Source organism: Catenovulum sp. 2E275 (assembly GCF_025515275.1).
In the GTDB taxonomy this organism is placed as follows: Bacteria; Pseudomonadota; Gammaproteobacteria; order Enterobacterales; family Alteromonadaceae; genus Catenovulum.
Map to the genome: position 1 here is coordinate 15,140 of NZ_JAOPFU010000002.1, position 20,703 is coordinate 35,842.

19 protein-coding genes are annotated in these 20,703 nt (G+C 40.2%); 1 reads left to right on the forward strand and 18 read right to left on the reverse strand.

The annotated features are described in order from the left end of the window. Positions 1 to 10: 10 nt before the first annotated feature. From lpxC to N7931_RS01140, 17 genes are all read right to left on the reverse strand, one after another. Positions 11 to 922: a UDP-3-O-acyl-N-acetylglucosamine deacetylase gene (gene lpxC, locus N7931_RS01060; protein ID WP_262791391.1), complete on the reverse strand. Its 912-nt coding sequence runs from the start codon at positions 920 to 922 to the stop codon at positions 11 to 13. A 160-nt stretch (positions 923 to 1,082) separates the two neighbouring features. Next, positions 1,083 to 2,267 carry a cell division protein FtsZ gene (gene ftsZ, locus N7931_RS01065; protein WP_262791392.1) on the reverse strand — a complete coding sequence of 395 codons (1,185 nt, stop codon included), beginning with the start codon at positions 2,265 to 2,267 and terminating at the stop codon, positions 1,083 to 1,085. Between the two features lie 32 nt (positions 2,268 to 2,299). Continuing rightward, the gene (ftsA, locus tag N7931_RS01070; protein ID WP_262791393.1) at positions 2,300 to 3,535 is read right to left on the reverse strand and encodes a cell division protein FtsA; all 1,236 of its coding nucleotides are present in this window, start codon (positions 3,533 to 3,535) and stop codon (positions 2,300 to 2,302) included. 15 nt (positions 3,536 to 3,550) lie between these two features. Continuing rightward, positions 3,551 to 4,297, reverse strand: a complete 747-nt coding sequence (locus N7931_RS01075) for a cell division protein FtsQ/DivIB (protein WP_262791394.1) — start codon at positions 4,295 to 4,297, stop codon at positions 3,551 to 3,553. Positions 4,298 to 4,301: 4 nt separating this feature from the next. Then, entirely contained in the window at positions 4,302 to 5,213 is a 912-nt protein-coding gene (locus N7931_RS01080) for a D-alanine--D-alanine ligase (RefSeq protein WP_262791395.1), read from the reverse strand. Beyond that, positions 5,210 to 6,679: a UDP-N-acetylmuramate--L-alanine ligase gene (gene murC, locus N7931_RS01085; protein WP_262791396.1), complete on the reverse strand. Its 1,470-nt coding sequence runs from the start codon at positions 6,677 to 6,679 to the stop codon at positions 5,210 to 5,212. The genes N7931_RS01080 and murC overlap by 4 nt, the downstream gene beginning before the upstream one ends. A 12-nt stretch (positions 6,680 to 6,691) precedes the next feature. Then, a complete protein-coding gene (gene murG, locus N7931_RS01090) occupies positions 6,692 to 7,756 on the reverse strand; it encodes an undecaprenyldiphospho-muramoylpentapeptide beta-N-acetylglucosaminyltransferase (RefSeq protein WP_262791397.1) in 1,065 nt (354 codons plus the stop codon). Beyond that, positions 7,749 to 8,972, reverse strand: a complete 1,224-nt coding sequence (ftsW, locus tag N7931_RS01095) for a cell division protein FtsW (protein WP_262791398.1) — start codon at positions 8,970 to 8,972, stop codon at positions 7,749 to 7,751. The genes murG and ftsW overlap by 8 nt, the downstream gene beginning before the upstream one ends. Before the next feature lie 6 nt (positions 8,973 to 8,978). Beyond that, positions 8,979 to 10,064 (reverse strand): phospho-N-acetylmuramoyl-pentapeptide-transferase, encoded by a 1,086-nt coding sequence (mraY, locus tag N7931_RS01100; RefSeq protein WP_262791399.1) that lies wholly within the window; start codon positions 10,062 to 10,064, stop codon positions 8,979 to 8,981. Beyond that, positions 10,058 to 11,440 (reverse strand): UDP-N-acetylmuramoyl-tripeptide--D-alanyl-D-alanine ligase, encoded by a 1,383-nt coding sequence (murF, locus tag N7931_RS01105; RefSeq protein WP_262791400.1) that lies wholly within the window; start codon positions 11,438 to 11,440, stop codon positions 10,058 to 10,060. The genes mraY and murF overlap by 7 nt, the downstream gene beginning before the upstream one ends. Beyond that, entirely contained in the window at positions 11,437 to 12,960 is a 1,524-nt protein-coding gene (locus N7931_RS01110; protein WP_262791401.1) for a UDP-N-acetylmuramoyl-L-alanyl-D-glutamate--2,6-diaminopimelate ligase, read from the reverse strand. Before N7931_RS01110 ends, murF begins: the two co-directional genes overlap by 4 nt. Then, complete coding sequence (locus N7931_RS01115; protein ID WP_316250555.1) at positions 12,950 to 14,632, reverse strand: penicillin-binding transpeptidase domain-containing protein; 1,683 nt, start codon at positions 14,630 to 14,632, stop codon at positions 12,950 to 12,952. Before N7931_RS01115 ends, N7931_RS01110 begins: the two co-directional genes overlap by 11 nt. Before the next feature lie 53 nt (positions 14,633 to 14,685). Beyond that, positions 14,686 to 15,036 carry a cell division protein FtsL gene (gene ftsL / locus N7931_RS01120; protein ID WP_262791403.1) on the reverse strand — a complete coding sequence of 117 codons (351 nt, stop codon included), beginning with the start codon at positions 15,034 to 15,036 and terminating at the stop codon, positions 14,686 to 14,688. Further along, a complete protein-coding gene (gene rsmH, locus N7931_RS01125) occupies positions 15,023 to 15,964 on the reverse strand; it encodes a 16S rRNA (cytosine(1402)-N(4))-methyltransferase RsmH (protein WP_262791404.1) in 942 nt (313 codons plus the stop codon). The genes ftsL and rsmH overlap by 14 nt, the downstream gene beginning before the upstream one ends. 26 nt (positions 15,965 to 15,990) lie before the next feature. Next, complete coding sequence (mraZ, locus tag N7931_RS01130) at positions 15,991 to 16,449, reverse strand: division/cell wall cluster transcriptional repressor MraZ (RefSeq protein ID WP_262791405.1); 459 nt, start codon at positions 16,447 to 16,449, stop codon at positions 15,991 to 15,993. A gap of 918 nt (positions 16,450 to 17,367) precedes the next feature. Beyond that, positions 17,368 to 17,910 carry a D-glycero-beta-D-manno-heptose 1,7-bisphosphate 7-phosphatase gene (gene gmhB, locus N7931_RS01135; protein WP_262791406.1) on the reverse strand — a complete coding sequence of 181 codons (543 nt, stop codon included), beginning with the start codon at positions 17,908 to 17,910 and terminating at the stop codon, positions 17,368 to 17,370. Continuing rightward, the gene (locus N7931_RS01140) at positions 17,903 to 18,970 is read right to left on the reverse strand and encodes a glycosyltransferase family 9 protein (protein ID WP_262791407.1); all 1,068 of its coding nucleotides are present in this window, start codon (positions 18,968 to 18,970) and stop codon (positions 17,903 to 17,905) included. Before N7931_RS01140 ends, gmhB begins: the two co-directional genes overlap by 8 nt. A gap of 151 nt (positions 18,971 to 19,121) precedes the next feature. Between N7931_RS01140 and N7931_RS01145 the strand changes: the two genes are divergently transcribed. Next, positions 19,122 to 19,838, forward strand: a complete 717-nt coding sequence (locus N7931_RS01145) for a 3-deoxy-D-manno-octulosonic acid kinase (protein ID WP_262791408.1) — start codon at positions 19,122 to 19,124, stop codon at positions 19,836 to 19,838. 45 nt (positions 19,839 to 19,883) lie between these two features. Here N7931_RS01145 and N7931_RS01150 read toward each other — a convergent pair whose 3' ends face one another. Next, a complete protein-coding gene (locus tag N7931_RS01150) occupies positions 19,884 to 20,699 on the reverse strand; it encodes a DUF2797 domain-containing protein (RefSeq protein ID WP_262791409.1) in 816 nt (271 codons plus the stop codon). Between the last annotated feature and the right edge of the window lie 4 nt (positions 20,700 to 20,703).

Genomic DNA, 20,703 nt, shown 5'->3' on the forward strand with positions numbered 1-20,703 from the left:
TAAAGGGAATTTATGCAGGAGTTGGTTCTAAGAACTGAACCGGCCCTTGATTACTTTGAGTAAACTCAACCAAGGTCCAGCTGTCGGTTTGTTTCATGACTTCTCTGAGCAATATATTATTTACTGCATGGCCTGTTTTAAATGAATTAAACTGGCCTAAAATCGGCAAACCCGCCATGTATAAATCGCCGACTGCATCTAAGATTTTGTGCATGACAAATTCATCGTCATACCTTAAACCGTTGGCGTTTAATACCTGAAACTCATCTAATACAACTGCATTATCAAAGTTTGCACCTAGCGCTAAATTGTTTGCCCGCAAATATTCAAAGTCCTTCATAAAGCCAAAGGTTCTTGCCCGGCTCACTTCATCAATGAAGTTTTTACTCGAAAAGTCGAAAGTCACGTGTTGACGAGTTGCCGAAATTGCAGGATGCGGAAACTCAATGCTAAAGTTGAACTTATAGCCGTTATAAGGCACAAGTTCAGCCCACTTATCACCTATTTCAACACGGATCGGTTTATCGATTCGGATAAACTTTTTCGCCGCTGATAACTCTTCAATCCCAGCTTCTTCTATTAACATAATAAAAGGGCTAGCACTGCCATCTACAATTGGCACTTCATTAGCATCTAGCTCAATAATTAAGTTATCAATACCAAGTCCGGCCAAGGCAGACATTAAGTGTTCAACAGTCGAAATTGCAACACCATCCGAATTGGTCATACAAGTACACATTTGTGTATCCGTAACAGCTTCCGGTGATATTTTGATATCCACCGCAGGAGTGAGATCGGTACGACGAAATACAATCCCTGTATTAGCAGGTGCAGGACGTAACGTTAAATTGACCTTTTCTCCGCGGTGTAATCCAACACCAACTGTACTCACACTTGTTTTTAATGTGCGTTGTTTCACCATAATCGTTTGTTTTCTCCACACATGAGCGCTGCTTCGCGCTTATCGTTTGATAATCATGCGAAATAGTATAACACATCAGACCAGCTAAACCGAAGAGCTGCTGACTCTAATCTATAAAATTGCTAACTTGTACACACTAAAAGTGTACACCAAGCTTTAATTAATCTGCTTGTTTGCGTAAAAACGCCGGAATATCTAAATAATCCAAGTTAGCTGAAGCTTCTTTGCTTTTTGCTGGCGCAGGTGATGCTTGCGCAGGCGCAGCAGTACGTTCTTCAATTGCAACCGCAGCAGAACCAGCAGCTGTTTCAGAAGAACGGAAACTTTGATAAGAAGTTTCATTTAAGCTTACTCTTGTATTTGGTACTAAAGAAATATCAGGGCGAGTATCGCCAATACCAGTAGCAACCACAGTTACTCGTAATTCTTCTGACATTTCAGGATCAATTACAGCACCAACAACCACTGTCGCATTTTCAGAAGCAAAAGCTTTAACTGCATTACCAACAATTTCAAACTCTTCAATGCTCATGTCCATGCCAGCAGTGATATTCACTAAAATACCGCGAGCACCGGCTAAATCAACATCTTCTAATAATGGGCTTGAAATAGCTGCTTCTGCTGCTTCTTCCGCTCTGTCTTCGCCTTTAGCAATACCAGTACCCATCATAGCGGTACCCATTTCAGACATTACGGTTTTAACATCTGCAAAGTCAACGTTAATTAAACCCGGACGAGTAATTAACTCGGCAATACCTTGTACTGCACCTTGTAATACATTATTAGCCGCTTTAAACGCATCTAATAAAGTAGTGCCTTTGCCTAATACTTTCAATAATTTGTCATTAGGGATTGTAATTAAAGAATCTACATTTTTTGATAATTCTTCAATACCAGCATCGGCATAAGCCATACGCTTTTTGCCTTCAAACGGGAAAGGTTTAGTCACAACTGCAACCGTTAAAATACCTAATTCACGTGCAATTTGAGCAACTACCGGAGCCGCACCTGTACCTGTACCACCGCCCATACCGGCAGCAATAAAGACCATGTCAGCACCTTTTAATACTTCGCTGATAACTTCTTTATCTTCTTCAGCACTACGACGACCAATTTCAGGATTAGCACCTGCGCCTAAACCTTTGGTTACGTCACGGCCTAATTGAATTGTTGTGCTTGCAGCAGAATTACGTAACGCCTGCGCGTCAGTATTTGCTGTAATAAACTCAACCCCTTCAATGGTATTTTTAACCATGTGTTCAACAGCGTTACCGCCGCCGCCACCAACACCAATTACTTTAATGACAGCTTCATCATTATGCTCTTTCATTAAATCATCAAACATATTATTTCTCCTAACACACCTGCATAAAAAAATTAAAATTCACCTTTAAACCAACTTTGAATACGATTCCACCAGTCCCCTACACCTTGGCTTTCTTTATGGTCGGTATTAACTACCTGTAGATTTTGTTTGCCATAATGTAACAAGCCAATTGAGGTTGAATAGACTGAGTCTTCAACATATTCAGTGAGTCCTTTCAAATTTACCGGACTACCTAAACGCACCGGCATTTGAAATACTTCTTCCGCTAACTCAACAGCCCCTTCCATTTTGGCTGTACCACCTGTTAGCACAATACCAGCCGCGATTTGCTCTTCCCAACCGCTTGCACGAATATCTGCCAGTATTAAATCAAATAATTCCTGATACCTTGGCTCTACCACTTCGGCCAATGTATGACGAGACATAGAACGAGCCGGACGACCGCCAACACTTGGCACTTCAATACTGTCCTCCAAACTCACCATGTGTCGTTGAGCACAGGCATACTGCACTTTAATTTGTTCAGCGTGACTTAAAGGCGTTCTAAAAATTTGCGCAATATCTTTAGTCACCTGATTACCAGCCACAGCAATGACAGAGGTATGACGAATGGCACCATTGGCATAAACCACTAAGTCCATAGTACCGCCACCAATATCCACCACCGCAACGCCTAGTTCTTTTTCGTCTTCGGTTAAAACGGCATAACTTGATGCTAAAGAAGATGAAACCAATGCATCTACTTTTAATCCACAGCGCTCAACACATTTCACAATGTTTTTCGCCATATCATTGGCACAAGTAATTAAGTGCACTTTAGCTTCTAAACGCACGCCAGACATACCAATTGGGCTTTTTATCCCCTCTTGCACATCCACATTATATTCCTGCGGTAATACATGCAGCACCATGCGCTCAGCTGCTAAAGGTACAGATTTAGCAGTGTGAATAACATTATCCACATCATCCTGAGTCACTTCAGTTTCATTAATTGGCACCATGCCATTTTCATTCTGACATTTCACATGGCGACCAGATACAGCCAAATAAACGGATGAAATTTGGCAGTCTGACATCATTTCTGCTTCATGAACTGAGCGCTTAATTGATTTAATAACCAACTCAATATCATTGACTCCGCCTTTATCCATACCTTCAGACGGGTGCGTACCAACACCAACAATATTCACTGTATTGTCAGGCAGCACTTCTCCAACCACAGTGACAACCTTTGATGTCCCTATGTCTAAACCCACAATTAAATTTTTATCTAATGCTTTGGACATTGTTTTATCTGCCAATTAACCTGTTATTGTTGCTTTTTGTTTAAGTTCACCAACCGCAAACCCGGTATCATATCGCAAATCGACATATTGTATTTGATGTTGCTTTGCCAACCTAGGGTAAAACTCTAAAAATCGTTTAATTCTTGCCAGCCAGTTTTCTCTGCCTAATTTTAATTCGATGCCATTATCTAAGGTAATTTGCACCGAATGTCTGTCTGTTATCGTCAGCTTTACAGCTTTCATATCATGCAGCGCCAGTAAAGCTGAAAAATCTTCGTAATGTTTAAGCACACTACTTGCTTCATCATCTGGGCCATGCAAATTCGGTAAAGCATTAGCCAATAAACTGGCATCAGCTTTAAATACTTCACCCAAATGATTTAATAAAAAATCATCATTCCATTTTGCTTTGGCTTTTTGCTCAACCAAATTCACTTTTATGGTATTGGGCCACTCTTTACGAATGGCCGCCCAATATACCCAATCCAAATTCTCGACACTGGCTTGAGCCGCGTTTACATCTAACCCCACAAAACTAGATTGCATTTGTGGTTTAAGTGCAGTTAATACCATTTGGTGATTAACCTGAGTTAAATCCCCTTCAACAACCAAATATTGAATTGGTAATTGGTTTTTATCTTTTAACCAATCGTTGGCCGACAGCATTAAATGCACACAACACCCAATCACAGCAATAAAAAACACAAAGCCTATCCAAAATGGCCACTCAAGTTGTTTTAATTTCTGCGACCAGGTTTGCATCCTGTTACCTTGCTGCCTGTAAAATATCTAAAACCAGTTGTTCGAAACTCAAACCCACAGCTTTAGCTGCCATTGGCACTAAACTTTTTTCTGTCATGCCGGGTACCGTATTCGCTTCCAATAAATAAAACTGACCATCAGCATCGCGCATAATATCAATACGTCCCCAAACACTTGCCCCTACTGCATCAAAAGCTTCGAGAGCCAGTTGCTGAATATAAATTTCATCTGTCTCAGATAATCCACAAGGGCATAAATACTCAGTGCTATTCGACAAATATTTAGCTTCGTAATCATAAAAACTGCGTTGAGTCTGCATTCTAATTGCTGGTAAAGCCCGGCCATTTAAAATAGAAACCGTATATTCAGGACCATTAATCCACTGTTCAATTAATACCGTTTCATCAAATTCAAAAGCCGTTGTAACTGCTTGTTCTAATTCGGCTGCATTAGTAACTCGGCTCATGCCGATACTTGAACCTTCACGCGCTGGTTTTACAAAAACGACATCGCCAAGCTGCTGCATAATGGTGGAATATTCAATTTCCTGCCCACGTTTCACACTGACATATTTAGCCGTTGGTAACTGACAGCTTTGCCACACCTGTTTGGTTCTAATTTTATCCATCGCCAACGCCGAGCCTAAAACTCGACTGCCGGTGTAAGGCAGCTTTAAGCTTTCTAACAATCCCTGAATCACCCCATCTTCACCACCACGCCCATGCAGCGCGATAAAAACAGCCTGATACCCTAACTGTTTTAGTAATAACGGGGAGATTTCTTTTGTATCAACCAGCTCAGCATCCACACCTTGTGCAACTAAAGCTTTATGAACAGCCTTTCCTGACTTTAATGAAATTTCTCGCTCAGCCGATTCACCGCCATAAACCACCGCTACTTTTGCAAACTGACTCATACTAAACGCTCCTGGGCTGAGCTATATCTTATCATTTCGTTTTCATCTAAATTAAGTTCTTTCAATAACTTAGCTATAGCTCCTATATTACCTGCTCCTTGGGTAATAAAGAGATCATTAGGTTGTAAAACCCGAGCCAATTCTGCTGGCAATTGCGCTGGCGTTGCCACATAAATAGGATCAACCTGTCCACGCTGGCGAATAGAACGCGATAAATGGCGGCTATCTGCACCAACAATACTGGCTTCCCCTGCGCTATAAACTTCAAGTAATAACAACACATCAACCTGAGACAATACTTGTACAAAATCATCATATAAGTCACGGGTTCGGGTATATCTGTGTGGCTGATAAGCCATAACCAGTCTTTTTTCTGGATAAGCCGCGCGAATCGATTTAATGGTGGCTAATACTTCAGTTGGGTGATGACCATAATCATCTAAAAATTCAACTGAGCCACCACCAAACGGATACTGCCCCATAGCTTCAAAACGGCGACCAATACCTTCAAACTTAGCCAACGCAGCTAAAATCTGGCTATCATCAATACCTTCATCGGTTGCGACAGCTATTGCTGCGGTTGCGTTTAACGCATTATGTTTACCCGGTAGATTTAGCTCTACTGATAAATCGGTTAAATTTTTACGTTTCACTGTAAAACAGGTTTTTGTGCCGTTTTGTTTAAACTCACTAATACAAAAATCAGCATCTTCACTAAACCCATAGGTCAAATAATTACGACCAATTTCTAAACTTAACTTACGTACGTTTTCATCATCAATGCATAACACAGCCAAACCGTAAAAAGGTAAGTTGTGCAAAAACTCTTTATAAGTCAGCAACATTTTATCGAAGTCACCATCATAGGTATCCATGTGGTCAGCTTCAATATTGGTCACAATAGACACCATTGGCTGCAAATGTAAAAACGATGCGTCACTTTCATCGGCCTCTGCAACCAAATAGCGGCTCTTACCTAATCTGGCGTTGGTTTTTGCACTGTTTAAACGACCACCAATAATAAAAGTTGGATCTAACTCGGCTTCGGCAAAAATACTTGAAACCAAGCTGGTAGTTGTTGTTTTACCGTGTGTTCCAGCCACCGCAATACCATGACGGTAACGCATAATCTCAGCTAACATTTCAGCACGGCGAATAACTGGTACTCTCTGCTCCAATGCTGTTGCAACTTCGGGGTTAGAGCTATCAACCGCGCTGGAGATCACAACCACATCCGCGCCTTTAATATTATCTGCCTGATGACCAATTTTAATATCCGCGCCTAACTCTGAAAGTCTTTGAGTATTAACACTTTCAGCGATATCCGAACCTGAAACCTTATAACCATCAGTCAACAAGACCTCAGCAATCCCACACATACCAGCTCCGCCAATGCCAACCATATGAATAAGTTGAACTCGGCGCATTTCTGGAATTGTAAAATCACTCTTGTTATTCATTTTCATCTTTACCTTGAATTATTTACTCTGCACTAATTGCTCAAGCAAAGTGCCAATTTTTTCCCTAGAATCAAGTACCGCCACTTGTTTACACGCAGCAGCCATTTCAATTAACTGCTCTGGTTTTGCTTTAATTTGCGCTAATAAAGGGGCTAATTCACCATTAGCTAATTGATTTTGTGGTAATAAATAACCACAACTGGCATCAACCAATACCCTTGCATTAAAGGTTTGATGATCATCAACTGCGTGTGGCAAGGGCACAAAAATACTTGCTCTGCCTATTGCGGCAATCTCAGAAACAGTTAATGCACCAGCGCGGCAAATCACTAAATCAGCTTTTTCGTACGCGCTTGCCATATCATCAATAAATTCAACTACCTGGTAATTAATTGCAGTTTGTTGATACGCTTGTTCAGTTTCAGCCTGCTGACCTTTTCCTGCCTGATGCAGCACACAAAAATCATTTTGTGCAAAACCAGCAAGCGCTTTGGGCACATATTGGTTAAGCGCCTGCGCACCTAAACTGCCACCCACAACTAAAATCGAAACAGGTGCCGTTACTTTAGGTGATACGGCGGGTGCTATCTGTTTTCTGAGCGGATTGCCCACACGCACCATTTTATTCCCTAAATGCTCAAAACCACTAAAAGCAACTAAGACCTTGTTCGCAAAACGGCTTAAAATTCTGTTAGTTAAACCAACCGCCGCATTTTGCTCATGAATCACCAAAGGTACTTTTGCCAACCAAGCTGCAATCCCACCCGGCAAAGCAACATAACCACCAAAACCAACCACAACATCCGGTTTAAATTGTTTAATCACCTTACGCGCTTGCATAACCGCGTTTAACACCATAAAAGGAGATTTAAACTTAGCCAGTTTAGATTTATTTCTAACCCCTTTGATATTAATAAACTCAATATCAAAACCCGCTTTAGGCACTAAATCTGCTTCCATTCTATCGGCTGTACCAAGCCATAAAACTTGCCAGCCTTTAGTTGATAACTCTTGTGCAACCGCCAATCCGGGGAAAATATGTCCGCCAGTTCCACCCGCCATAATTAATATTCGTTTAGTCATTGGGTTTTCCCCGCTTACTGCCACGAGTTGCCTGTAACTGACTGCATCTTTGTTCATAATCGATGCGTAAAACCAAACCAATAGCCACACTCATTACAATTAAACTACTACCGCCATAACTGACTAAAGGTAAAGTTAACCCCTTAGTCGGTAAAATACCGGCACTCGCACCAATATTGACCGCAGCTTGAAAACTAATCCAAATTCCAATGGCATAAGCTAAATAACCGGCAAATACATTTTCTTTTTTAATTGCCCGGCTACCTAAACTAATCACCTTAGCAACCAAGAAAAAAGTCAGCGCAATCACACAACTCACCCCGATAAAACCAAACTCTTCAGCCAAAATGGCGACGACAAAATCAGTATGTGCTTCGGGTAAATAATCTAATTTTTGAATACTGTTACCTAACCCAGTGCCAAACCAGTCACCACGACCATACGCCATTAAACTTTGAGTTAACTGATAACCTGAGCCAAATGGGTCTTGCCACGGATCTAAAAATGACGTCACCCGCTTTAACCGGTAAGGCTCTAAAATAATCAAAGCAACAATTGCCATAATCCCAGTCATAAATAATGCAAAAAACTGAATTAGCTTAGAGCCGGCTAAAAATAGCAAACCAACCGTAGTTGCAAACATCACAACCACTGTACCTAAATCTGGCTGAATCAATAACAAAATGGCCAGTATAAAAAATACCGCGAGCGGCTTTAAAAACCCTTTTAAGTTTTGTTTTAAATCCGCTTCCCGACGAACCAAATAACCGGCTAAATACGCAAAAAAGAATAACTTAGCAGGCTCTGCGGCCTGAATATTTAATGGACCAAACGATAACCAGCGCGTTGCACCATTTACCGTTTTACCCATAATTAATACGGCAATCAGCAACCCTAAAGCGACAAATAACAAATACGGGTTAAATTTTTCCCACCAACTGATTGGCAGTTTCATGACTGCGCCCATTGCTATAAAGCTCAGTACCAGATAAATAATATGTCTGATTACAAAGTGCAGCGGGTTATCAAATTCACGCATCGCATACGGAATTGAGGCCGAAGCCACCATTACCAACCCTAAACAGGCTAAAGTTATAGCGATAAGCAAAATACTACGATCATACAAAGCATGCTCAGACGAAACGCCAAAAGCGCTTTCAAAAAAGCGCCCTATGGTTTCTTTAACGGTTGGCTTTGCAAGTATTTGCTCTGACATTTCTACCTATCTCAATTTCAGTGTCGCTAAACCAATTAAAACTAATACCAAGCTAATAATCCAAAAACGAACGATCACTCTCGGTTCCGGCCAACCTTTTAATTCATAATGGTGATGAATCGGTGCCATTCTAAAAATTCGGGTACCGCGTAATTTGTAACTGCCAACTTGCAAAATAACCGATACGGTTTCCATCACAAACACACCGCCCATAATCACAAGTACAATTTCTTGTCTGACCATTACAGCGATCACACCTAAAGTTGCACCCAAAGCCAGTGACCCAACATCGCCCATAAATACTTGTGCCGGATAAGTGTTAAACCATAAAAAACCTAACCCAGCCCCAAAAATGGCAGTACACACAATCACCAGCTCACTGGTTTCGGGTATAAACGGAATATTTAAGTAAGCCGAAAAATTCACGTTGCCTGTTACATAAGCAACAATTGCAAATGCCGCAGCCACCATAATGGTGGGTACAATTGCAAGACCGTCTAATCCGTCAGTTAAATTAACCGCGTTACTAGTCCCCACAATCACAAAATAAGTTGTCACCAAATAAAAAATACCCAGCTGAGGCATAACCTCTTTTAAAAACGGAATTAATAACTGAGTTTCAACTTCTTGTCGGGCCGTTAAAAATAAAGTTAAAGCCACTGCAATTGCGGTCACTGATTGCCAAAAGTATTTCCAGCGGGCAATTAACCCTTTGCTGTCTTTTCGGATTACTTTACGGTAATCATCCACAAAGCCGATAAGTCCAAAAGCCACCACCACAAATAAGGTAATTAAGACATAACGATTGGTTAAATCTGCCCATAATAAAATAGAGGTAGATATTGCCCCTAAAATCAAAATACCGCCCATAGTCGGCGTACCTGACTTTGAAAAATGCGATTCTGGACCATCAGTTCTAACCGTTTGTCCAATCTGCATTTTTTGTAAATATCTAATTAACTTAGGACCTAAAAATAAAGACAAAGCTAAGCCAGTTAAAATGCTTAAAATCGCGCGAAAAGTCAGGTATGAAAAAACATTAAACCCGGTATCCACATTTTGTTGTAGCCACTGCGCCAACCAAACTAACATGCAAAAAATTCCTCAAAATATGGCTTAAGAGCTACTACAACTCGCTCCATTTGAGCACTGCGAGAGCCTTTAACTAAAATGTTGATTTCAGCTTTTGAATCAGCTGAAAGAATCGCTTTAACATCCTGTTTTATTGTTTCGATTAATCCCTCTATTTGCTTAAAGTGATACTCAGGCTTAAATTGTGCAAACTGAGTTAACTCACCTAAGGTATAAAAATGTTCAATCTGTTGATTACGTACATGCTCACCAACTTGTTGATGCAAGTCTTGCCCGTAATCGCCCATCTCACCCATGTCACCCATTACAAAAAAGTGATGTCCGCGCGCTTTAGCTAATAAATCAACGGCGGCTTTCATTGATGACAAATTGGCGTTGTAGGTATCATCAATTAATTTAATTTGATGATTAATTTGATGCACATGAGCTCGGCCATTAGTGCTTTTAACCTGAGCTAAACCCAGGTTAATCAGTTCAGCAGAAATCCCCAGAGCTAGCGCACAGCTAATTGCAGCCAAGGCATTTTTAGCATTATGTTCACCAGCCAGAGGCAAACGAACAAAATAACTTTGGCCTCGATAAACCCATTCAAATGATGGATTAAGCTGCTCATCCAAACTTAAATTTTTGTAATAAACATCCGCGAATGGCGCTGTTGAAAAACTGATTTGTTGAAGATGCGCAATATCGTTTTGCCAAAAATGAACAAATTCAGAATCAGAATTAACCACGGCAATCCCGTGCTGTGGTAACGCCTGATAAATTTCACCTTTAGCCTGAGCAACCCCTTCAAGGCTGCCAAATCCTTCTAAATGTGCAGCGCCCACATTATTAATCACAGCAACATCCGGCTGAGTTAACCCTGCGGTATAGGCTATTTCACCTTGGTGATTCGCGCCCAGCTCAATCACTGCATATTGATCATGCTCAGATAATCTCAATAAAGTTAATGGCGCACCAATATCATTATTAAAATTGCCTTTAGTCGCTAGAGTTTGACCGGCTAATTGGCAAATCGACAACAGCATTTCTTTTACCGTTGTTTTACCGCAACTACCGGTAATTGCGACTGTTTTCACATTGGCGACTTGCTTGTTGTATGCTGCAATTTGACCCAATGCAATTCGGGTATCGGCCACCACTAGTTGACTTACGGCTAAATCCTGAGGTTGATTAACCACTAAACATTTCACGCCTTTTTCAACCGCTTCCCGACAAAATGCATGACCATCAAATTTATCGCCTTTAATGGCTAAATAAACATCGACATTATCAAGCTGACGGCTATCATGGCTGATAGAGCTAAGCTCAATATCGTCACCAAGCATTTGACCCTGGGTGATTTGTTGCCATTGAGATAATTTAACCGGGATCATGCTGCAACCTCCGCGGCTAATTCAGCAACATACAAACGCTCGTTATAATTCACTTTACCGTTTGCAAATTCCTGATAAGTTTCATGGCCTTTACCTGCCACTAAAATACAATCCTGACTGTTGGCATTAGCCAAAGCCAGTTTTATTGCGTTTTTGCGATCAAATTCGACTTGATAATCTTTTGCCTGAATCCCAGCAATAATTTGCTCAACAATTGCTTCTGGTGATTCAGTTCTCGGATTGTCGTTGGTTAAAATAATTTTATCAGCCAACAAAGCAGCAATTTGTCCCATTTTACTGCGCTTTTGTTTATCTCTGTCACCACCGCATCCAAATACAACCCAAACATCACCGCTACAATGTGCTTTACAAGCAGTTAAGGCTTTTTCTAATCCGTCTGGGGTATGCGCAAAATCAACAATCAGATTGACATTTTTTGCCGTAGTAAATACTTCCATCCGTCCGGCAACCGGTTTTAACAGACCCGCAGCTTTTGCTACCTGCGCTAATTCAAAACCCTGATTCAACATACAAGCAATGGCTAACAGTGCATTTTCAACATTAAACTGCGCAATTAACGGTAATTTAAATGTTTGCTGTAAAACGCTATTAGTTGCAGGTAATTGAACTTCTACTGTTAGTGAAAAACCATTCGGTAGCTGCTCAGCCGTTACCAGTTTTAAATAGTTATTCGAGAAGTGTTCTGCATTTAAACCCACAGCAAATAATTTGTCAGAATCAACGACAGCGTGTAGTTGGTTAAATAATTTTTGGCCGTATTCGCTATCCGTATTAATCACTTGTAAAGCGGTTGGATTTTGTAAAAACAAACTGGCTTTAGCCTCAAAATAGGCCTGCATGGTTTGATGATAATCCAGATGATCGTGCGATAAATTTGTAAATACAACTTGATTAAACTGACAACCAGCAATTCTATGCTGAACAACCGCATGCGATGAAACTTCCATTGCAGCAAGCTGACAATCATGTTCAGCAAATTCAGCTAAATAACGCTGCACTTTTACAGCATCAGGTGTGGTTAATCCAGTTTGAGCTAACTGAGCCTGATATTTAACCCCTAAAGTGCCCATATAAGCCGCTTTTTGATTTAAATTTTCAGCTAACTGATAAATCATTTCACAAACTGAGGTTTTACCATTGGTGCCGGTTACCCCAATTAACGCCATCGTCTTATCTGTCGGGCGGTAAAATAAAGCGGCAATTTCACCAGCTAACTGGTTTAAGCCACACACAAACAGGCAAACCGTTTTGCCGTCAATTAAACTTTGCTGCGCATGTAATTCTTGCTCGTTGGTATCAACCAAAATTAAACTTGCACCCTTGGCTACTGCTAAGTCATTAAATGTTGAACCATGTACTTTTTGACCAGCTAGAGCCAAAAAGCAAAAATCGGGTTTAACTTCCCGACTATCAATACAAATACCCTTGACCTGAATATCTGGTAATGAACAGCCCAATAATTGGTTTAAGCGAGTAATAAAATTTGAATTAATATGCACTTGAACGATCTCCTTTTACACTGGCTAATTGGATATCGTCATTGCTGTTTTTATCATTCGGAATATTTAAAATTTGCAAAGCACCGCCCATAACAGCACTAAAAACAGGTGCAGCTACATCACCGCCGTAATAAACATCCCCTTTAGGATTATTAATCACAACAGCTAATGCAATTCTTGGATTTGAAACCGGCGCAACCCCTGCAAATAAACCAACATAGTCATTACCATAACCACCAGCGACAGCTTTACGTGATGTACCGGTTTTACCTGCAACTCGATAACCTTCAACAGCTGCATTTTTACCACCACCATCGTCAACTACAGTTTCTAGCATTTTCAATAATTCTTCAGAGGCTTTTTGACTGAAAACGCGTTCACCTTCATGCGGTTTATCCAGTTTTAAAATAGATAACGGCCGACGTACCCCACCATTACCAATTACTGAATACATTTGCGCCAGTTGCAGTGAAGTAACCGATAAACCATAACCAAAAGATAAGGTTGCCAATTCAAAATCAGACCAGCGCCGTCTGTCGTAAAAAATACCAGCGCTTTCACCAATTAATCCAGTTCCGGTATCACTGCCAAAACCAACATTATAAAAAGCATCCAAAAATTGCTCATGCGGCAATGACAATGCTAGTTTAGTTGTACCTACGTTACTGGATTTTTGTAAAATTTCGGCAATAGATAATTCGCCACGGTTGATCGGATCTCGTACGCGACGACCACCAAACATAATCCAACCCGGTGAAGTATTAATCACTGTATTGGCTTTAATTGAGCCAAATTCTAGAGCAGATATAACCGCCAGCGGTTTTAAGGTAGAGCCAGGTTCAAAAGTATCGGTAATCGCTCGGTTACGCATGACCGACGGGCTAATCCCTTTACGATTATTTGGGTTGTACGACGGGTTATTTACCATGGCTAAGATTTCACCCGTATTAACATCTAAGGCAACTAAAGATCCTGAATCCGCCTGATAATACTGAACCGCTTTTTTAAGCTCTTGATAAGCTAGCGTTTGAATACGCTGATCGATAGATAAAGTGACATTTTTAGCCTCTTTAGCAGCCTGCTCAGATAAAACCTCAATCACTCTGCCATGTGCATCACGTAAAATATTCTTTTTGCCACTTTCACCAGTTAATGAATCATCAAATAGTTTTTCAATACCATCAATACCGTGATCATCTATATTGGTAATGCCCACCACATGCGCGTTAACTTCAGCAGCCGGATAATAGCGCTTAGATTCTGGTCGTAAATAAACGCCATACAGATTTAAGTTTTTAATGTAATCAGCCATCGCGGGTGATACATGGCGAGCTAAATACACAAAACGGCTTTTGGGATTAGCCGCGACTCTTTGTTTTAATTGATCAACATCTGTATCCAGAATATCGGCCAGCGCTCGCCATTCTCTGTCTTTGCTTAAAACATTTTTTTCAATTACCTGCGCAGGATCAGCCCAAACGGTATTAACAGGTACACTAATTGCCAATTCCAGTCCATTTCTGTCGGTAATCATCCCTCTGAGTACGTCATCAGACAGTTGGCGATGGGTTCGCAAATCACCTTGTTTACGTAATTCGTCTGGCGAGATAACCTGAATATAAGCAGTACGGGCAATTAATCCACAAAAAACAAGCGCAATAAGGCCAAACACTGTTACTAAGCGCCAGCGTATTGTCCCTGTTTGTTTAATTACTTTTCGCTTATTCATGGTGTTTTAATAATAATTTCTTGCTCGCCCGATGGCCTTTGCATATTCAGTTTATCTTTCGCTATCTGCTCAACCCGGTTGTGTTCAGATAACACGTTGTTTTCAAGCAGCATGTGCCGCCAGTCAATATCCAGTTTGTCTTTATCTTCCAGTAACCGCTGTAACTCTGTGTTTAATTGGCGATTATTCCACGCGTAATAAATCACTGCATACGCACTTGCCAACACAAAAAGCAATAAAGCAATAGTTATTTTATGTTCAAGCCAGTCCGAAATAATGCTGGAAACCAGTCCGGGCTGCCTTGATTTATCCGTCGTTTTATCTTGCTTTTCATTAATCGACGGCACGTTCCGCAACCCTTAACACAGAGCTTCGAGCACGTGGATTCATCGTAATTTCAGCGTCACTTGGTTTTATCGCTTTGCCAATTAACTTGAGCTTTATATCTTTATTTAGCTCAGCGTCAGTAACTGGCAAACCTCTTGGTACAGCTTTAGCTTTGCTTTGCTCGTTAAAAAAGCGTTTAACTATGCGATCTTCTAACGAATGAAAACTAATGACAGAAATGCGTCCATGTTTTTTAACCACATCAACAGCGCTTTCCAGTACCTGTTTTATCGCATCTAATTCGCCATTTACCTGAATCCGAATCGCCTGAAAACTTCTGGTTGCCGGATTTTTCCCCGGCTCTTTCTTTTTAATAATTCGCCCTAACAACCCAGCTAACTGTGCTGTTCGGGTAAATGGCGTTTCAACTCTGTCATGCACAATGGCTCTGGCAATTTTTCTGGCAAATCTTTCTTCGCCATACTCTTTCAGCACATAGGCAATTTCATCTTCACTTGCGTGCTGTAACCACTCAGACGCAGATTCCCCTACATCGGGGTTCATGCGCATATCCAGCGGTCCATCCCGCATAAAACTAAATCCGCGTTCGGCTTCGTCTAACTGAGGCGAACTTACTCCTAAATCAGCTAATACACCATCCACTTTGCCGGTTAAACCACGCGCTTCGATAATGTCAGCTAAATCTCTGAAATTACCTCGCACAATCTCAAAGTTAGCCTGATTAAAATGTTCATTTGCCCATGCAATAGCGGTTGGGTCTTGGTCAATCGCTATTAATTTTCCGCTTTCACCAAGCTGATTTAAAATCAACCGACTATGTCCGCCTCGGCCAAATGTGCAATCGACATATACGCCGTCTGGTTTTATTGCCAGCGCATCGACTGACTCTTGTAATAAAACGCTGATATGTCCGCTTTCTGGCTGCATGTTCAATTCTGCTTATTTGTTAATTTTTATAATGAAAAATCTTGTAGCTTATCGGTTAGCTCATAATCATCAGCCGCGATCTGAGTTAAATCATCATCAATTTGAGCTTGCCATACAGCCTCATCCCAAATTTCAAACTTATTCAAGCTACCTACTAACATAATTTGTTTTTCTAAGCCGATGACTTTACGTAGCGTATTAGAAATCAATAAACGGCCATTTTTATCTACTTCGCCTTCCATCACATGGCTTAATAACACACGTTTAAATCTACGTTCAGCCGGATTGGTATCAGACAAGTTTCTTAATTTTTTCTCGATCTGCTCCCATTCATGTAATGGGTACATTAATAAACAAGGTTGAGACACATCTTTTGTGCATACAATCTGGCCGCTGCATTCTTCTTGCAGCAACTCACGATATCGGGTTGGAATTGTAATCCGCCCTTTATCGTCCATTGTGATTGCGTTAGCGCCTCTAAACACTTGTTTTTTATCCTATTTATCAATTCTTATTAGAATCGGCCTTGTTTATTATTAAAAACAGATGAGATCTAAGCTGGTATTATAATCCCACTTTGATCCACTTTATACCACTTTTTCACAGTTTGAGTACCGATCAAAGCTTTGTCAAGATAAAAAATACGCTTAATCTGCGAAGAAAATCACGCAAAAACAAGGGTGTGATTCAAGTGGCTGAAAAGTGGTAAAAAATGGAACAAAGGGGAATAAACTGATTGATTGAACAAAAATAGAACAATTAGTTAGATATATATAACTAATCGATATTCACTTTACTGAAAATGATAACAATTATCACTTGCAATATAATTTAACTACGCTATTCTATACACAACTTGATGATTACCCACAGTTATCAAGTTATCTCCGTGGCGTGTAGGTAGTTAATCAGTTGGTTGCTCATTCCTTGCTGGTTAACTACTTACCATTCCTAAAAATATACACCTTTCCTGATCTCTAAAATTTATAATCTGCTTGAGTACAAACCAACTTATTTTACATAAATTTAGGTAGCTTTCTGCTCACGGATTGGATGTAATCGCGACAGCTAAATAACCTTAATTCTGGATAACAAGTTGCTTTCTAGTGGTTATTTTTCCTGATAACTGAGTTAAATGCACTAGTCACAGCCAGGCAATTTAAGGCTTTAACTAACTTCTTATCCTGAATCCGGAGTTGAGGTTAAATAGATAAATCACAAAAAATAAAAATGATAACAATTATCACTTGTAATTAAGTAAAATTAAGTTACTCTATAAATGACTTGATAATAACCCACAGTTGTCAAGTTATCTCCGTGGCGTGTAAGTAGTTAGCTAGCTGGTTGCTCATTCCTTGTTAGTTAGCTACTTACTTTTTCTCTAGATGATAAACCCACCTTAATTAATCAAATTTAACTTGTGTAAGTGATTCAACCACTTCTGTTGCAGCAGAGGCGGCTAAATTATCCTGTTTGGTATAGTCAGATTGAATTAATATTCGCCGGTTAACTCCAGCAGCTAATGCGGCTTTTACGTCTGACTCTCTATCACCAATCATCACAGATTGGGTTAAATCTAAATTAAATTCACGTTTTGCCTGCAATAACATGCCCGGCATAGGTTTACGACACAAACAATTGTGTAAATATTGCGTACCGCCATATTCGGGATGATGCGGACAATAATAAGCTTTGCTGATTGTAATTTCTTGTTTGGCAAATTCAGCAATCATCCACTGATGAAGCTGCCTGACGTCTTGCTCGGTATAATAGCCACGGGCAATGCCAGCCTGATTAGTCACCACCACAATTAAATAGCCTAAGCTTTGTGCCTGTTTACACAACGCAAAAATATGATCGGTAAATTTAAAATCTTCGATTTTATGCACATAAGCAAAATCGTGATTAATAATGCCGTCTCTGTCTAACAATAAGGCTTTATTCACTTTTAATACCCTGCTCTGCAACCACTTTATCAAACATCTTAATTACAGCTTCAAGGCTTATATCTGCCATTAAATTTTCACCTTTTACTCTGGTGCCCCATTTTAATTTGTCAGCCGATTGACCAAACTGATCGGTTAAATGCTGGTGATACACTTCGACAACATAATTTTGATAACAATAAGGCCCGGTTCGGGCTGGATTACTATGTGCATACAAACCAATCACAGGTGTACCTTGAGTCACCGCCATGTGCGCAGGCCCTGTATCTGGTGCTATCACTAAATCGGCTCTGGCTAATAACGCCAACAGCTGTTTTAAGCTTGATTGTCCAACACAGTTTTTTATTAAGTCACTGGAACTGGTTTGACTGGCCGCCATAATATCCTGTGCTAATGATTTTTCCATTGCGGTTGGGCCGCCACTTAAAATCACCCAAAAACCTTTATCAACGGCATAATCCGCCAATTTAGCATAGCGATCTGCCAGCCAGTTACGCTCGGCTTTACTAGCCGCTGGCGCAATCACTAACACTGGTTGTTGAGTATTGCACTGAGCTTCCGCCCATTTTTTATCATCATCAGATACCGGAATAAACCAACTCGGGTTAAAATCCGGTACGCCTATGGCTGCAGTAAACGCTTTAAAGCCATCCAGCACATGTGGCTGAGCTAAAGCCGGGGCATGTTCATTTATCACCAAACTATGTAGCTCTTTTGATAAATGCGGGGCAAATCCAATTTTCCGTTTCGCTTTAATAAAAAACGCTGCAATATTTGCCCTAAGCGCAACTTGCATGTGCAGCAAAACATCAAACTTTTCCGGCAAATCCCGTTTAAGTTGTTGATACGCTGACCAGCCTTGCTTTTTGTCAAATATAACAAACCGCACACCGGGTAAATCTTTTAGTAACATGGCTTCAATTTTACCTATCACCCAAGTTATTTTAGCGTTTGGATAATGTGCCTGAATAGCTTGAACACTGGCAACTGCGTGGCATACATCCCCAATTGCTGATAAGCGCAAAATACAGATAGATTGAATAGACTGGCTGGAAGTCATTAAAAATTAAAGCCTTAATTATTGCGATAAAGTTATTACCAAAATTCTGCCATAAGTTGGCCTAATCACAAAATTAAACAATAAGAGAATTTTTGTGGTTATTAAGTTAAATCAGTATACTTGGCTAAATTTTTTATTGGGTTAATCGGTTTTGCCAACAATTTCTAAACTTGCCAAACAAACTTATTTAATTAGCTCTGCTAATCAGCCGCTGGATATTTCAGATAACTGGTTTGAGCCTGCATTCTGGCAAAATCAAAACGCGATTACTGGCCAGTCTGTGGGGCGAAATACGACATACTTTTTTGCCCACCAGCAGCAAAACTATGTATTACGCCATTATTATCGTGGCGGATTAATTGGTAAATTTGCCAACGACGGTTATTTTTATACCGGTTTAAAACGTAGCCGGGTCTATTGCGAATTTGCTTTGCTTGAAAAAATGCAACAACTTGGGCTGCCAGTACCAACGCCCATTGCAGCACGTTTAATCCGAACTCTGCATTTATATTCTGCCGATATTGTGATGACTCAAATACCGAATGCGTCTGACGTTTTTCATATTTTACAAAAACAAGCGCTGGATAATCAGGTTTGGCAAACCATTGGCAAAACCATTGCTCAATTTCATCAGGCGGGGGTTTTTCACGCCGATTTAAATATTCATAACATAATGTTGGATAATCAAGGCAAAGTCTGGATTATTGATTTTGATCGCGGCCGCTTTAAAACACCGGATAAAAGTTGGCAGCAAAATAACTTGAATCGTTTACTTGTATCGCTCAAAAAAGAAAAAAACAAACAAGCTCAATTTTATTGGCAAGACGATAACTGGCAAGCTTTATTAACTGGCTATCAGATTATATAGCCAGTTAGAGAGCAATCCATTCTACTGCTCTCATATAGTTAGGTATTAAAGTGCTTCAAACTCGCATTCGTAAGATGTAAATTTGCGAATATTAATTACACCCGTATCAAAAATTAAATATTGGCCTTTTATTCCTTCAAGTACACCGCTCACTTCTGCTTCTTTATCAAAATTAAATGACTTAATTTTAGTTGGATATTGAGTCACCGGAAAACTTAAATCAACAACGGATTCATTAAGCTCTTCTATCGCGTCTTCACCAAAATTTAATTTAATATCCGCTAATTTTTCAGCAATTAAGGGTTTTAATGCTGCGGCTTTAGCTAATAAATCTAATTCGGCATTATCGCCTTTTAATAGCGCGCGCCAGTTGGTTTTATCGGCAATAAACTCGGCTAATGCAATTTCCACTAAACCAGAAATCCGGCGGGTCTTTACTTTAAAAATAGGCAAAGCTTGAGTTGCACCTTGATCAATCCAGCGGGTTGGTATTTGAGTATGACGGGTGATGCCCACTTTTAACCCCGAGGTATTGGCCAGATAAACATAATGCGGGATCATACAATTATCTTCGCCCCACTTTGGCTCCCGACAAGTACCTAAATGATAATGGCAAGTTTCGGGTTTCATTATGCACATATCGCATGCGGCTAATTTACGCATGCAATTAAAACAATAACCTTGAGAAAAACTTTTTTTAGTTTTTTTACTGCAATTTAAACAATAAATATTTCCGGTATGAGTTAGTTTAATCGCTTGCCCAATATACTGATTTAAATTAACCAGTTGATCACCCAAAGGCAGTTTATATTCAATTGGCGTTGAATGATTAGATTTTAACTTTTTAATACAGCCCAGCATAATT

What these genes read in the sequence shown, in the direction of transcription:
- N7931_RS01150 (WP_262791409.1), bottom strand. Translation starts at nt 20,699, where the DNA reads ATGCTGGGCTGTATTAAAAAGTTAAAATCTAATCATTCAACGCCAATT.
- murC (WP_262791396.1), bottom strand. Translation starts at nt 6,679, where the DNA reads ATGAAAATGAATAACAAGAGTGATTTTACAATTCCAGAAATGCGCCGA.
- lpxC (WP_262791391.1), bottom strand. Translation starts at nt 922, where the DNA reads ATGGTGAAACAACGCACATTAAAAACAAGTGTGAGTACAGTTGGTGTT.
- N7931_RS01080 (WP_262791395.1), bottom strand. Translation starts at nt 5,213, where the DNA reads ATGAGTCAGTTTGCAAAAGTAGCGGTGGTTTATGGCGGTGAATCGGCT.
- ftsW (WP_262791398.1), bottom strand. Translation starts at nt 8,972, where the DNA reads ATGTCAGAGCAAATACTTGCAAAGCCAACCGTTAAAGAAACCATAGGG.
- N7931_RS01075 (WP_262791394.1), bottom strand. Translation starts at nt 4,297, where the DNA reads ATGCAAACCTGGTCGCAGAAATTAAAACAACTTGAGTGGCCATTTTGG.
- murG (WP_262791397.1), bottom strand. Translation starts at nt 7,756, where the DNA reads ATGACTAAACGAATATTAATTATGGCGGGTGGAACTGGCGGACATATT.
- mraY (WP_262791399.1), bottom strand. Translation starts at nt 10,064, where the DNA reads ATGTTAGTTTGGTTGGCGCAGTGGCTACAACAAAATGTGGATACCGGG.
- N7931_RS01140 (WP_262791407.1), bottom strand. Translation starts at nt 18,970, where the DNA reads ATGACTTCCAGCCAGTCTATTCAATCTATCTGTATTTTGCGCTTATCA.
- ftsA (WP_262791393.1), bottom strand. Translation starts at nt 3,535, where the DNA reads ATGTCCAAAGCATTAGATAAAAATTTAATTGTGGGTTTAGACATAGGG.
- rsmH (WP_262791404.1), bottom strand. Translation starts at nt 15,964, where the DNA reads ATGCAGCCAGAAAGCGGACATATCAGCGTTTTATTACAAGAGTCAGTC.
- ftsZ (WP_262791392.1), bottom strand. Translation starts at nt 2,267, where the DNA reads ATGTTTGATGATTTAATGAAAGAGCATAATGATGAAGCTGTCATTAAA.
- murF (WP_262791400.1), bottom strand. Translation starts at nt 11,440, where the DNA reads ATGATCCCGGTTAAATTATCTCAATGGCAACAAATCACCCAGGGTCAA.